9 protein-coding genes are annotated in these 14042 nt (G+C 52.2%); 5 read left to right on the forward strand and 4 right to left on the reverse strand.

From position 1 onward, the window contains the following. Positions 1-199 precede the first annotated feature (199 nt). Complete coding sequence (gene polA, locus RCF31_RS13155) at positions 200-2986, forward strand: DNA polymerase I (RefSeq protein WP_416410912.1); 2787 nt, start codon at positions 200-202, stop codon at positions 2984-2986. 408 nt (positions 2987-3394) lie between these two features. On the opposite strand, the gene yihA is transcribed toward polA, so the two are convergent. After that, positions 3395-4036: a ribosome biogenesis GTP-binding protein YihA/YsxC gene (gene yihA, locus RCF31_RS13160; protein ID WP_299456299.1), complete on the reverse strand. Its 642-nt coding sequence runs from the start codon at positions 4034-4036 to the stop codon at positions 3395-3397. 621 nt (positions 4037-4657) lie between these two features. Here yihA and yihI point away from each other — a divergent pair. After that, positions 4658-5176, forward strand: a complete 519-nt coding sequence (gene yihI / locus RCF31_RS13165; protein WP_416410914.1) for a Der GTPase-activating protein YihI — start codon at positions 4658-4660, stop codon at positions 5174-5176. A 236-nt stretch (positions 5177-5412) separates the two neighbouring features. Then, positions 5413-6786, forward strand: a complete 1374-nt coding sequence (gene hemN / locus RCF31_RS13170; RefSeq protein ID WP_416410916.1) for an oxygen-independent coproporphyrinogen III oxidase — start codon at positions 5413-5415, stop codon at positions 6784-6786. Between the two features lie 37 nt (positions 6787-6823). On the opposite strand, the gene glnG is transcribed toward hemN, so the two are convergent. From glnG to glnA, 3 genes are all read right to left on the reverse strand, one after another. Further along, a complete protein-coding gene (gene glnG / locus RCF31_RS13175) occupies positions 6824-8233 on the reverse strand; it encodes a nitrogen regulation protein NR(I) (RefSeq protein WP_084878044.1) in 1410 nt (469 codons plus the stop codon). Positions 8234-8240: 7 nt separating this feature from the next. Beyond that, positions 8241-9290 (reverse strand): nitrogen regulation protein NR(II), encoded by a 1050-nt coding sequence (glnL, locus tag RCF31_RS13180; protein ID WP_013511065.1) that lies wholly within the window; start codon positions 9288-9290, stop codon positions 8241-8243. A 261-nt stretch (positions 9291-9551) separates the two neighbouring features. Continuing rightward, positions 9552-10961 (reverse strand): glutamate--ammonia ligase, encoded by a 1410-nt coding sequence (glnA, locus tag RCF31_RS13185; protein ID WP_084878041.1) that lies wholly within the window; start codon positions 10959-10961, stop codon positions 9552-9554. Between the two features lie 438 nt (positions 10962-11399). Between glnA and typA the strand changes: the two genes are divergently transcribed. Together typA and yihX are read left to right on the forward strand one after the other, a co-directional pair. After that, positions 11400-13220 carry a ribosome-dependent GTPase TypA gene (gene typA / locus RCF31_RS13190; protein WP_299449134.1) on the forward strand — a complete coding sequence of 607 codons (1821 nt, stop codon included), beginning with the start codon at positions 11400-11402 and terminating at the stop codon, positions 13218-13220. A gap of 223 nt (positions 13221-13443) precedes the next feature. After that, a complete protein-coding gene (gene yihX / locus RCF31_RS13195) occupies positions 13444-14040 on the forward strand; it encodes a glucose-1-phosphatase (protein ID WP_313685405.1) in 597 nt (198 codons plus the stop codon). Positions 14041-14042: the final 2 nt, after the last annotated feature.

Below are 14042 nucleotides of genomic sequence, written 5' to 3' on the forward strand. Positions count from 1 at the left end.
TATAAGGGAAGTGATTGCGAATAACGGAAATAACAATACGTTATGAAATTTACACACAAAGTTATCCACAATACGATCCTTGCGATCCCTGCTGCGTTTTGAGTAAAAAACACCACTTCGACTGGTGCAAATTCAACATTCGTCTCAGGTTATGGCATCCTTATACACCTCTTAATCGCAACGAAGAAAAATCAAACTTATGGCGCACATTGCAGAAAATCCCCTGATTCTGGTAGACGGATCATCCTATCTCTACCGTGCATATCATGCCTTTCCGCCTCTGACCAATAGCGCAGGTGAGCCAACTGGCGCAATGTACGGTGTGCTCAACATGCTGAAAAGCCTGTTGATGCAGTATCAACCCAGCCACGTTGCCGTGGTCTTCGATGCGAAAGGAAAAACATTCCGCGATGAGTTATTCGAGAACTACAAATCTCATCGTCCTCCCATGCCTGATGACCTGCGTGCGCAAATTGAGCCATTACATGAAATGGTCAAGGCGATGGGATTACCGCTGCTGGCGGTTTCTGGCGTTGAAGCCGATGACGTCATTGGCACGCTGGCACAGGAAGCTGAAAAGCAGGGGCGCGCGGTATTGATCAGTACCGGCGACAAAGATATGGCCCAGTTGGTTACGCCGGGTATCACCCTGATTAACACCATGACCAATACGGTCCTGGGACCAGAAGAAGTTGAACAGAAATACGGTGTACCACCTTCTCTGATTATCGACTTCCTTGCCATGATGGGCGATAGCTCGGATAACATTCCCGGCGTACCGGGGGTGGGGGAAAAGACGGCACAGGCGCTGTTGCAGGGGCTGGGGGGCATGCAAACCATCTATGACAACCTGGAAAAAGTTGCCGATCTGTCATTCCGCGGAGCCAAAACCATGGCGACCAAGCTGGAACAGAACCGCGATGTAGCATTTCTTTCCTATCAACTGGCAACCATCAAAACTGATGTTGAACTGGAACTTACCTGTGAACAGCTGACGGTAAGCGAGCCGGATGTCTCGGTACTGCAAACGCTGTTTGGTCGTTACGAATTTAAACGCTGGCTGGTTGATCTGCAGGAAGGGAAATGGCTACAGGGCAAAAAGAACAACACACAGGCTCAACAGGGATTACCGGATGAACCGGCGGCTAAAGCTGAGACCGTGAGTGTCTTGTCGTCCGATGGTTACGTCACCATCCTTGATGAAGACACCTTTGCCAGCTGGCTGGAAAAGCTGCAAAAAAGCGACGTTTTTGCTTTTGATCTGGAAACGGATTCATTGGATACCCTGAGCGCCAACATTGTGGGCCTTGCTTTTGCCGTGTCCCCGGGGGAAGCAGCTTATCTGCCGGTGGCGCATGATTATCTCGATGCACCTGATCAACTGGATCGGGCAACCGTGCTGGCACAATTAAAACCGTTGCTGGAAGACAGTAAGGCGCTAAAGGTCGGGCAAAATCTCAAATACGATCGTGGGGTACTGAAGAACTACGATATCGAACTGAACGGGATTAAATTCGACACTATGCTGGAGTCGTATTGCCTGAACAGTGTTGCCGGTAAGCATGATATGGATAGCCTGGCAGCACGCTGGTTAAACCATAAAACCGTGACCTTTGAAGAAATTGCCGGGAAAGGTAAAAACCAGCTGACGTTTAACCAGGTCGCGATCGAGCAGGCGGGGCATTATGCTGCGGAAGATGCGGATGTGACCCTGCAGTTACACCTGAAAATGTGGCCTGAGCTGGAGAAAGAAGCCGGACCGAAAAAAATCTTCGAAGAGATTGAGATGCCGCTGCTGAAGGTCATTTCCCGGGTAGAACGTAACGGTGTGCTCATCGATCAAAATATCCTGGCGAAACACTCCCAGGAGCTGACCACGCGTCTGGCGGAACTGGAGCTGCAAGCGCACGAGCTGGCGGGTGAGCCGTTTAACCTTTCCTCTACTAAGCAGCTGCAAACCATTCTGTTTGAAAAACAGGGTATTAAACCCACTAAAAAAACTCCAGGCGGAGCACCATCGACCAGTGAAGAGGTGCTGGCAGAGCTGGCGCTGGACTACCCACTGCCAAAAGTGATTCTGGAACATCGTGGTTTGTCGAAGCTGAAATCGACGTATACCGACAAGCTACCGCTGATGATCAACCCTGTCACTGGCCGCGTGCATACCTCGTATCATCAGGCGGTAACGGCGACAGGTCGCCTGTCTTCCACCGATCCTAACCTGCAAAATATCCCGGTGCGCAATGATGAAGGGCGTCGTATCCGTCAGGCATTTATTGCCGGGCTGGACAAACGTATTGTTGCTGCCGACTATTCACAGATTGAGCTGCGTATTATGGCGCATCTGTCGCAGGATAAAGGATTGCTGGATGCCTTCGCTCAGGGAGAGGACATTCACCGTGCAACGGCATCAGAAGTGTTTGGCGTGGCGCTTGGCAAGGTATCTGGTGAGCAGCGCCGTAGCGCCAAGGCGATCAACTTTGGCTTAATTTACGGGATGAGCGCGTTTGGCCTGTCACGTCAGTTGAATATCGGCGCGGGTGAAGCGAAAAAGTATATGGATCTCTACTTTGAGCGTTATCCGGGCGTACTGCGTTATATGGAAGAGACGCGTGAGCAGGCGGCAGAAAAAGGCTATGTCGAGACTCTGGATGGCCGACGCTTATGGCTGCCGGATATCAAATCAGGCAATGCTATCCGTCGTAAAGCTGCGGAACGTGCGGCCATCAACGCACCCATGCAGGGGACAGCTGCAGACATCATTAAGCGTGCAATGATCGCCGTGGATGGCTGGTTATTACAGCAAAACGATGACACGGTAAAAATGATCATGCAGGTACACGATGAACTCGTCTTTGAGATCCATCAGGACGCAGTGGATGCTGCCTGCGAAAAAATACGTCAGTTGATGGAAAGCAGTATGAAGCTGGCTGTACCGCTCCAGGTTGAGGTAGGGATTGGCGATAACTGGGACCAGGCACACTAAGTTTTACCCCGTAAGCGGTGAAATGCCGCTTACGACAATGTCATAAGAAAAAAGTTTACTTAATCGGTTCAGCAACGTGCAAAAGCGACCTGTAAAATGCGCGTTTTGTAACTACCTAACGGCTAAGCATTTTTTTGGTAATTAAACTACATTGGGTACGCAATTTTGTGACGAACCTGGTAAAAATGATGTCGATTCCTGAAACTAAACAACAAAAAACCCTTTGTTGGTCAGGAAAAATCAGGTAAAGTTTCTCGCGTAGGGTACAGAGGTAAGATGTTCTATCTTTCAGACCTTTTACTTCACGTAATCGGATTTGGCTGAATATTAGCCGCCCCAGTCATTTATGACTGGGGCGTTTTTTATTGGGCTTTATCTGAAAAAGCGGGTGGTTAACCCGCAGGCATGTTATGCCGTGATGTCGTCGCCTTCACCTTCCTGTGCAGGTTCCAGTTCGTTAAACCAGCTGTCCAGTTTATCGCGCAGTTTATCGACGCCCAGTTTCTTCAGCGAAGAGAACATCTCCACCTGCACATCGCCCTGAAAGGCCAGTGACGCCTCACGCACCATATTAAGCTGTGCTTTACGTGCGCCAGAAGCCAGTTTGTCGGCTTTGGTCAGCAGTAGCATAACCGGGATCTCGCTCTGGACCGCCCATTCCACCATTTGCTGGTCGAGATCTTTTAACGGATGGCGGATATCCATCAGTACCACCAATCCCTTCAGCGCCTGGCGTTTTTGCAAATATTCACCCAAGGCACGCTGCCATTTACGCTTCATCTCTTCCGGTACTTCGGCGTAACCGTAACCCGGTAAGTCCACCAGACGTTTGCCCTCCGTCACCTCAAACAGGTTGATGAGCTGGGTGCGCCCCGGCGTTTTACTGGTACGGGCCAGGCTTTTCTGATTGGTGAGGGTATTCAGTGCGCTGGATTTGCCTGCGTTCGAGCGGCCGGCAAAAGCCACTTCAATGCCGCTATCTGCGGGTAAGTGGCGAATATCCGGGGCACTGAGAATAAAATGGGTAACGTGATAATTCAAAGCAGACAAAGTAAAACTCCGGCAAAGTGATTCAGGCAATTGGGCAGAGTATACCTGTTATGGCGTAAAAGTGCCCGATGGCGTCTTAACGCGCCATTTTGTAAGAGATGTGTGATTAGTGCTGCCAGCCATTACCGCTTCCCCTTATCATGGGGTATTTTTTTAATCTTTTAATTCAATATATTAACAATATCTTTGACGTTTCCTCTATAAATTAAAGAAGAGTCTTACTTGTTCATTTTACCGAGTAGTCTACATTTGGTGTCAGTGCAAGGTAGCACCCATCAGGATGATGTGCTCAGGAGTGTCGGGGGTGACGAGGAGCAGGCAGGAAGCGATTCAGGGAGAAATCGGAAAAGGACAGGGAGTTTCGCAGGAGCGATTTGGCGAGGGAGCAACCGGGACGTTGTGAGCCATAATGGATTTATCTCGTGTTTCCTTCATATGAAGGTGCGAAATAAGGCGACAGCATAAGCTGTCGCCTTTTTTCTTTGTCTGCTTTCTGCTAGATTTCGCCGCAATTCTATACCTTAAATCATTCGGGCTGCGGTAAGGCGAAAAGCGCACTTAGCTCACCAGCCCGTAATGTGGCGGGTATATACTGATTAAAAATTGCCGAGACCCAACACCATGAAGCAACCTGCACAACCAACACGCGGCAAACCCGCCGCTAAAGCGAAACGTAAATCGCGTGAAGATTTGAATACTGAAGCGCGCGACCGCAAACGTGATAAAAAGCATCGCGGCCATGTTGCTGGCAGCCGTGCAAATCCGGAAAAACAGACCACGGGTAGTGGTCAGGCGAAAAAATCTCAGGATCCGCGTCTTGGCAGCAAGAAGCCGGTGGCCTTAGTGGCCGATGGGCAAACATCGGTTGTGAAAAAACCAGCACCTAAGCCGAAAGCGGAAAAAGTCCGTCTCACCCCGCAGGAAGAACTGGCGAAGCTGGAAAATGATGAGCGTCTCGACACGCTGCTGGATCGTCTGGAAAGCGGCGAGACCCTGAGCGGTGAAGAGCAGGCCTGGCTGGACGAAACGCTGGACCGCATTGATGAGCTGATGGAAACACTTGGCATTGCGCTTGATGATGATGCTGAAGACGATGAGCAGGCAGAAGAAGATATGATGCGCCTGCTGAAGGGCAAATAAGCCTCATTTTGATCGGCATGCGTATTCACGCATGCCACGCAAAACAGGTATTCACCGATGTTTTGGCCTGGATCAATTTTAGCGCTGCTGCTGGCATGTTATCTCATCAGCTTATTGTTTAAACTACGCCGCCTGTCGCGTCTGAAGTCGCGTTTACATCGGGTTTCTGCGCGTCACCCTGTTCACTCTTCTGCTTCGCGGCCCGCCTTCAGACGACGTCACCGTAAGGAGTGAGCATGTCATCGCAGCAGATTGAGTGGGATCAACGGCTGATTGAAAAATACAATTACGCCGGTCCGCGCTATACCTCCTATCCTACCGCACTGGAATTTAGTGAAAATTTTGGCGAAGCCGATTTTCAGCAGGCGGTGACGCGCTATCCTGATCGACCGCTCTCACTGTATGTTCATATCCCGTTTTGCCATCGCCTGTGCTACTTCTGTGGCTGCAATAAAATCGTGACGCGTCAGCTACATAAAGCTGATCGCTACCTTGATGTGCTGGAGCAGGAAATTAAGCAGCGTGCGCCGCTGTTTACGGGCCGTAGCGTCACCCAGCTGCACTGGGGTGGCGGTACGCCGACCTTCCTTAATCAGCAGCAGGTAAGCCGGCTGGTGGGCTTGTTACGCAGCCATTTTACGCTGGCTGATGACGTGGAGATGTCGATCGAGGTCGATCCGCGAGAAATTGAGCTGGAGATGATCGATCATCTACGCTCGCTGGGTTTCAACCGTCTCAGCATGGGCGTACAGGATTTCAATAAAGCGGTACAGGAGAAGGTCAATCGCGTGCAGGATGAGGCGATGATCTTCGCATTGGTACAACGTGCGCGTGACCAGGGTTTTCGCTCGGTCAGCATCGATCTGATCTACGGTTTGCCGCTGCAAACGCCCGAAAGCTTTGCCTTTACTCTGCAACGTGTCATTGCCCTCAACCCCGACCGCCTTAGCGTGTTTAATTATGCGCATCTGCCCGCGCTGTTCGCGGCGCAACGCAAAATCAAAGAAGATGAACTGCCCAGCGCAGCGCAAAAACTGGAAATTTTACAGCAGACCATCGCTACCCTGACTGGCGAAGGTTATCAGTTTATCGGTATGGACCACTTTGCGCGTCCGGACGACGAGCTGGCGGTGGCCCAGCGAGCGGGCGAGTTGCACCGCAATTTTCAGGGCTATACCACCCAGGGTGACACGGATTTGCTGGGGCTTGGTGTGTCGGCGATTAGCATGATCGGTGACAGCTACGCACAGAATCATAAAGATCTCAACACCTGGTATAGCAGCGTTGAGACACGGGGTAATGCGTTGTGGCGTGGTCTGACCTTGAGTGAAGATGATTGCCTGCGTCGCGATGTGATCAAGGCGCTGATTTGCAATTTCGCACTCGACTATGCCGCTGTTGAGGCTCAGTGGCCAATCGTGTTTAAGCGCTATTTCGCCGAAGACCTGGGGTTACTGGCACCGCTGGTGGCTGATGGTTTGCTGGAGCAGCATGAGGGGGGCTTACAGGTTACCGGTATAGGCCGCCTGCTGATCCGCAATATTTGCATGTGCTTTGATGTGTATCTGCGGCAGAAGGCGCGTCAGCAGCAATTTTCACGCGTGATATAAAATAACAAAGGGAGCAAATGCTCCCTTTTTCACACTTTTATTCCATTCCCAGTTCTTTCAGTTTGCGTGTCAGGGTATTACGTCCCCATCCCAGCAAACGTGCCGCTTCCTGTTTATGGCCTTGTGTATGACGCAATGCGGTGGTGAGCAGGGTTCGCTCCATTTCCGGCTGTGCTTCAGATAGCAGGTTTTGATGACCGGAACGCAGTGCGCGGTCTGCCCATTGTGCCAGCAGCGTGGCCCAGCTATCCGGCAGCGATTGCACCGGACTTTCGGGGGCGCTGGATTCAAACAGCTCTGCGGGCAGATCCTGGATCAACACTTCCTGACCTGCTGCCATCACCGTCAACCAGCGACAGGTGTTTTCCAGCTGACGCACGTTGCCTGACCAGTGCAGACGCGTCAGCGCTGCTTCGGTTTCAGGATGCAGGATCTTCGCTTCCACACCCAGTTCACGCGCAGCCACTTGCAGGAAGTAGCGTGCCAGGCGCGGAATGTCTTCACGACGCTCACGCAGTGGCGGCAGATGTACACGAATCACGTTCAGACGATGGAACAGGTCTTCACGGAATTTGCCTTCCTGTACCCGCATTTCCAGGTTCTGGTGGGTTGCCGCAATGATACGGACGTCCACTTTCACCGGCGCGTAGCCACCAACCCGGTAGAACTGACCATCGGCTAACACGCGCAGCAGACGAGTCTGCACATCAAGTGGCATATCGCCAATCTCGTCAAGGAACAACGTGCCACCATCGGCCTGCTCAAAACGTCCCTGACGGATCTGATTGGCCCCGGTAAATGCGCCTTTCTCATGGCCAAACAACTCTGACTCAATCAGGTCTTTCGGAATAGCCGCCATGTTTAACGCGATAAAGGGGGCTTTAGCGCGCGGGCTGTGGCGATGCAGGGCATGTGCCACCAGTTCTTTACCGGTACCCGACTCACCATTAATCAGCACACTGATGGAGGAACGTGACAGGCGGCCAATAATGCGGAATACGTCCTGCATGGCCGGGGCCTCACCGATAATATCGGTGGTTGGGCCGCTCACCGGCTGATTGCGCGGCTGCTGTTGTTCCTGATAATGGCTGATGGCGCGCTCTACCAGCGCAACCGCTTCATCAATATCGAATGGCTTCGGCAGGTAATCAAATGCACCCTGCTGGTAAGCGCTGACGGCGGCATCCAGGTCCGAATGCGCCGTCATAATGATGACCGGCAACATCGGGTGACGCTGTTTAATTTGTTTCAGCAGCGCCAGCCCATCCATGCCCGGCATGCGAATATCTGACAGTAAAACATCTGGGGTTTTGGTCGAGAGCGCTTCCAGCACTTCGTTGCCGCTGTCAAAAGTTGCACAGCTCAAACCGGCTCCAGTGAGCGCACGTTCAAGCACCCAGCGGATGGAGCTATCGTCATCGACGATCCAGACTATCCCTCGTTGCATAGAAACCTCACTGGCGAATAGGCAGGTAAACCGAGAATTCGGTGTGACCAGGCCAACTGTTAAATTCTATTTTTCCTGAATGCTGATCGATCAGACTGCGCGCAATCGACAGACCTAAACCGGTGCCGCCTTCACGCCCACTCACCATCGGATAGAACAGCGTATCCTGCAGTTGAGCCGGAATGCCTGGGCCGTCATCTTCAATATCGATGCGTGCCACCAGGCGATATCGTACCCCGTGCAGCGTTAACTGGAACGCGGTGCGGGTGCGGATAATAATCGTGCCGCCTTCTTCACCCAACGCCTGAAGCGCGTTGCGTACTACATTCAGCAGAACCTGTTCAATTTGATCCGGGTCGTGTGGCAGCTCCGGCAGGCTGGGGTCGTAATCACGCACCAGCGAGACATTATCCGGCAACTCCATCGAGACCAGATTGACCACGCGCTCAGCCACCTGATGAATACTTTGGGTGACATGTAAACCGGGTTGCTGCGGGCCAAGCAAACGATCGACCAGATTTCTCAGGCGATCGGCCTGCTCAATAATGACTTTGGTATATTCATTCAGCGAAGGGTCGGGCAGGGCGCGCGATAATAACTGTGCAGCACCACGTAAACCCCCCAGCGGGTTTTTAATTTCATGAGCCAGACCGCGTACCAAATCGCGGGCGGCGACCTGCTGAGCATGCTGAATTTGTTCCTGGCTGAGACGGCGCTGATTATCCATCGGCGCCATTTCCAGCAAAATTAAGCCATCGGGCAGACGTTGCGCCGTGAGCGACATAATATGCGCGCGGCCATCTACCACTAAGGTCACTTCGCTGTCGGTAAAGCCCTGGCCAGCCTCAAGACTCTCGCGCATCACCTCAATATTCAGCGAAAAATAGCCGGTTAATTCAGGTAACGGCGTGCCGAATAATTTCCGTGAACTTTGCGCCAGTAATTGCTGTGCTGCCGGGTTGGCGTAATGAATTACCAGTTCATTATCGACCAGCAAAATACTGTTTATCAGGGAATTGAGAATCTGCCCCGCATCGGGCAGCGTGCCAGTTGCCATACAGCGTTCCTCTGCACTAATTCAGTGCATTATAGCCTTTGGTGGTAAAACCCGTCATTTGAACGATGAATTCGTGGAGAAAAAAGCCCATCCGAAGATGGGCTGAAAGTTTCCACGGCAACAAAAAATCTTCTGCGTCTTTCGTGCCGCAGCCGCGTTGGCTGCCCTCACTCACCCGGGTCACTGAGCTATCTCAGCTCCCCGGGATTCTTTCAGTTGCCGCCTTGCTGCAACACGAAATCCGCCGAATATTCCATAGGATTAAACGCTGTAGTACAGCTCAAACTCTACCGGGTGCGGAGTCATGCGAACGCGGTCATTTTCAGACTTACGCAGTTCGATGTACGCGTCGATAGCGTCGTCAGTGAACACGCCACCACGGGTCAGGAACTCGCGGTCTTCGTTCAGGCAGTTCAGCGCTTCTTCCAGTGAACCAGCCACTTTTGGAATCTCAGCTTCTTCTTCCGGCGGCAGGTCATACAGGTTTTTGTCCATCGCATCACCAGGGTGGATCTTGTTGATGATGCCGTCGAGGCCAGCCATCAGCAGTGCGGTGAATGCCAGGTACGGGTTAGCAGCCGGGTCCGGGAAGCGCGCTTCGATACGACGAGCTTTCGGGCTGGCAACAACCGGGATACGGATTGAAGCAGAACGGTTACGGGCAGAGTAAGCCAGCATTACCGGCGCTTCGTAGCCTGGGACCAGACGCTTATAAGAGTTGGTGGTCGGGTTAGCCAGGGCGTTGATGGCTTTAGCGTGCTTGATGATACCGCCGATGTAGAACAGAGCAGTTTCAGACAGGCCGCCGTATTTGTCGCCAGAGAACAGGTTCACGCCGCCTTTAGACAGGGACATGTGGCAGTGCATACCTGAACCGTTGTCACCAAACATTGGCTTCGGCATGAAGGTTGCGGTTTTGCCGTAAGCGTGAGCAACGTTGTGAACAACGTATTTGTAGATCTGAATTTCGTCAGCTTTTTTGGTCATGGTGTTGAAGCGGGTAGCCACTTCGTTCTGACCAGCAGTTGCTACTTCGTGGTGATGTGCTTCAACCACCAGACCCATCTGCTCCATGGTCAGACACATGGCAGAACGGATGTCCTGAGCTGAGTCAACCGGAGGAACCGGGAAGTAACCACCTTTGATACCCGGACGGTGACCTTTGTTACCGCCTTCGTATTCTTTACCGGTGTTCCATGCTGCTTCGATATCGTCGATAGCAACGTGTGAACCAGAAGTAGAAGAACCGAAACGGATGTCATCGAACAGGAAGAATTCCGGCTCAGGTCCAAACAGAACGGTATCAGCGATGCCAGAAGAGCGCAGGAAATCTTCAGCGCGCTTAGCAATTGAACGCGGGTCGCGATCGTAGCCCTGCATGGTGCCTGGCTCAAGGATGTCACAACGGATGATCAGCGTCGGGTCTTCGAAGAACGGATCCAGAACGGCAGTGGTTGCGTCCGGCATCAGCACCATGTCTGATTCGTTAATGCCTTTCCAGCCACCGATGGAGGAGCCATCGAACATTTTGCCTTCTTCGAAGAAGTCAGCGTTAACCTGGTGAGCAGGGATAGTAACGTGCTGTTCTTTACCTTTGGTATCGGTAAAACGCAGGTCAACAAACTTAACTTCGTGCTCGTTCATCATCGAGAGAACGTGTTCAGCGGACATACTCAACTCTCCTGGAAATTGTCATTGTCGTCGTGGTGAGAGAACTTCGTTGCCTGGAATGTGCCATGGCTTCTGACATCTCCTAACCAAAGATCTCGGCAAGCTCTTCAACCGTTGTGCAACTGTCGTTTTCGCTTGAAAATACTAAAGCGAATTCTGTGCCAACTTTTTTATTACAGGTAAAATCGTGCTGTGGTGCGCCCTTTAGTGAGTCGGTGGCTGCACCAGGATGGATTTGGTGCACCTAAATGGTGCTTTGCTGGCGAATTTAAGCACCATAATGGTGCAAAATGCCATCGCAGTGCAGATTAATGCACCGCAATTGGTGCTAAAAACCAGCACTTCAAGAAACTTTAGGCGAAATCTGTGATCATGTTCAGTCTTCCGCTTAATCCGTGTACAATACCGCGTTATTTCTATAATGCCTGAGGCAAAGCTGTGACCGAAAATTTGCGTAACATCGCCATCATCGCGCACGTCGACCATGGTAAGACCACCCTGGTTGATAAACTGCTGCAACAGTCCGGTACTTTCGACGCCCGTACCGAAGCGACTGAGCGTGTGATGGACTCCAACGATTTGGAGAAAGAGCGTGGAATTACCATCCTCGCAAAAAACACCGCCATCAAATGGAATGATTACCGTATCAACATCGTTGATACCCCGGGACACGCCGACTTCGGTGGTGAAGTTGAGCGCGTAATGTCCATGGTGGACTCGGTGCTGCTGGTTGTTGATGCGATGGATGGCCCGATGCCGCAAACTCGCTTCGTAACCAAAAAAGCATTCGCCCACGGCCTGAAGCCGATTGTTGTTATTAACAAAATCGACCGTCCTGGCGCACGTCCGGATTGGGTGGTGGATCAGGTATTTGACCTGTTCGTTAACCTTGATGCGACTGACGAACAGCTGGACTTCCCGATCATTTATGCTTCAGCGCTGAATGGTATCGCGGGTCTGGACCACAACGACATGGCTGACGACATGACCCCGCTGTATCAGGCGATCGTTGACCGTGTTTCTCCGCCGCAGGTTGAAGTTGAAGCGCCGCTGCAGATGCAGATCTCTCAGCTGGACTACAACAACTACCTGGGTGTTATCGGTATCGGCCGCATCAAACGCGGTAAAGTGAAGCCGAACCAGCAGGTTACGATCATCGATAGCGAAGGCAAAACCCGCAACGGTAAAGTCGGTAAAGTGCTGGGCCACCTCGGTCTGGAACGTATCGAAAGCGACCTTGCTGAAGCTGGCGATATCATCGCGATCACCGGTCTGGGTGAGCTGAACATTTCTGACACCATTTGTGATCCGCAGAATGTTGAAGCGCTGCCTGCTCTGAGCGTGGATGAGCCGACTGTGACCATGTTCTTTAACGTAAACACCTCACCGTTCTGCGGTAAAGAAGGTAAATACGTGACTTCGCGCCAGATTCTGGAGCGTCTGAACAAAGAGCTGGTACACAACGTGGCACTGCGTGTTGAAGAAACTGCTGATGCTGATGCATTCCGCGTTTCTGGTCGTGGTGAGCTGCACCTGTCAGTTCTGATCGAAAACATGCGTCGTGAAGGTTACGAACTGGCGGTATCCCGTCCGAAAGTTATCTTCCGTGAGCACGAAGGCCGTAAGCAGGAGCCGTTCGAGAACGTGACCCTGGACATCGAAGAAACCCACCAGGGTTCTGTGATGATGGCGATGGGTGAGCGTAAAGGCGACATGAAAAACATGGACCCGGATGGTAAAGGCCGTGTGCGTCTTGACTACGTGATCCCAAGCCGTGGTCTGATCGGCTTCCGTAACGAATTCATGACCATGACTTCAGGTACCGGTCTGCTGTACTCCACCTTCAGCCACTACGACGACGTTCGTCCGGGTGAAGTAGGCCAGCGCCAGAACGGCGTACTGATCTCCAATGGTCAGGGTAAAGCGGTAGCCTTCGCCCTGTTCGGTCTGCAGGATCGCGGTAAGCTGTTCCTGGGTCACGGTGCGGAAGTTTATGAAGGTCAGATCATCGGTATTCACAGCCGTTCTAATGACCTGACTGTAAACTGCCTGACCGGTAAAAAACTGACCAACATGCGTGCGTCAGGTACTGATGAAGCAACCACTCTGGTTCCGCCGGTCAAGATGACGCTGGAGCAGGCTATCGAGTTCATCGATGACGACGAACTGGTAGAAGTGACGCCGGTGTCAGTACGTATTCGTAAACGTCACCTGACCGAGAACGACCGTAAGCGTGCGTCTCGCGGCAGCAAAGACTAAGCGAAACGAACAGAAGAAGCCCCGCAACGCGGGGCTTTTTTTTGCCTGGATATCGGGCAATTGTCTGATAACGCGTGAGGCCATTTCTTAATATAAGCCGCACCCGGCCTGCAAAGTGGAAGGGTGCGCCCGCTTCCAGATCGCGGATTTCACCGCCGTCCCGCCTGTTCAGTCCCCCTATTTGCCGCTAGAGTGAATGATCCAGGGAATATAAGGAGGCGTCATGCTCTACATCTTTGATTTAGGCAATGTGATTGTTGATATTGATTTCAACCGTGTGCTCGGTGTCTGGAGTGACCTGGGACGCGTTCCGCTGGCAATGCTACAAAGCCGCTTTCGGATGGATGAAGCTTTTGAACAACACGAACGGGGTGAGATCAGCGATCAGCATTTCGCCGCCCGGTTGTGCGACCAGCTGGATATTGCGCTCAGTTACGAACAATTCACCACCGGCTGGCAGGCGGTGTTTATTGACGTGCGCCCGGATACGCTGGCGGTGATGAATAAACTGCGTGCGGATGGACATCGTGTGGTGATCCTCTCCAATACCAACCGGCTACATTATGAGTTCTGGCCGACGCAATATCCCGAGGTAAAACAGGCTGCCGACACTCTCTATATGTCGCAGGATGTCGGTATGCGCAAACCGGAAGCTCGCATCTATCATCATGTGCTGGAGAACGAAGGTTTCACAGCAGATCAGGCAGTGTTCTTCGATGATAACCACGCCAATATTGAGGCCGCGCGCGCGCTCGGCATTGATAGCGTGCTGGTTACCGACAGCAAGACCGTGCCCGCCTGGTTTGCAGGCCGTCTCTGAGT

This window comes from Pantoea sp. App145 (assembly GCF_047947045.1).
Lineage (GTDB): Bacteria > Pseudomonadota > Gammaproteobacteria > Enterobacterales > Enterobacteriaceae > Pantoea.

Coding starts and splice junctions, on each gene's coding strand:
- polA (WP_416410912.1), top strand. CDS start 200: ATGGCGCACATTGCAGAAAATCCCCTGATTCTGGTAGACGGATCATCC.
- yihI (WP_416410914.1), top strand. CDS start 4,658: ATGAAGCAACCTGCACAACCAACACGCGGCAAACCCGCCGCTAAAGCG.
- hemN (WP_416410916.1), top strand. CDS start 5,413: ATGTCATCGCAGCAGATTGAGTGGGATCAACGGCTGATTGAAAAATAC.
- glnG (WP_084878044.1), bottom strand. CDS start 8,233: ATGCAACGAGGGATAGTCTGGATCGTCGATGACGATAGCTCCATCCGC.
- glnL (WP_013511065.1), bottom strand. CDS start 9,290: ATGGCAACTGGCACGCTGCCCGATGCGGGGCAGATTCTCAATTCCCTG.
- glnA (WP_084878041.1), bottom strand. CDS start 10,961: ATGTCCGCTGAACACGTTCTCTCGATGATGAACGAGCACGAAGTTAAG.
- yihX (WP_313685405.1), top strand. CDS start 13,444: ATGCTCTACATCTTTGATTTAGGCAATGTGATTGTTGATATTGATTTC.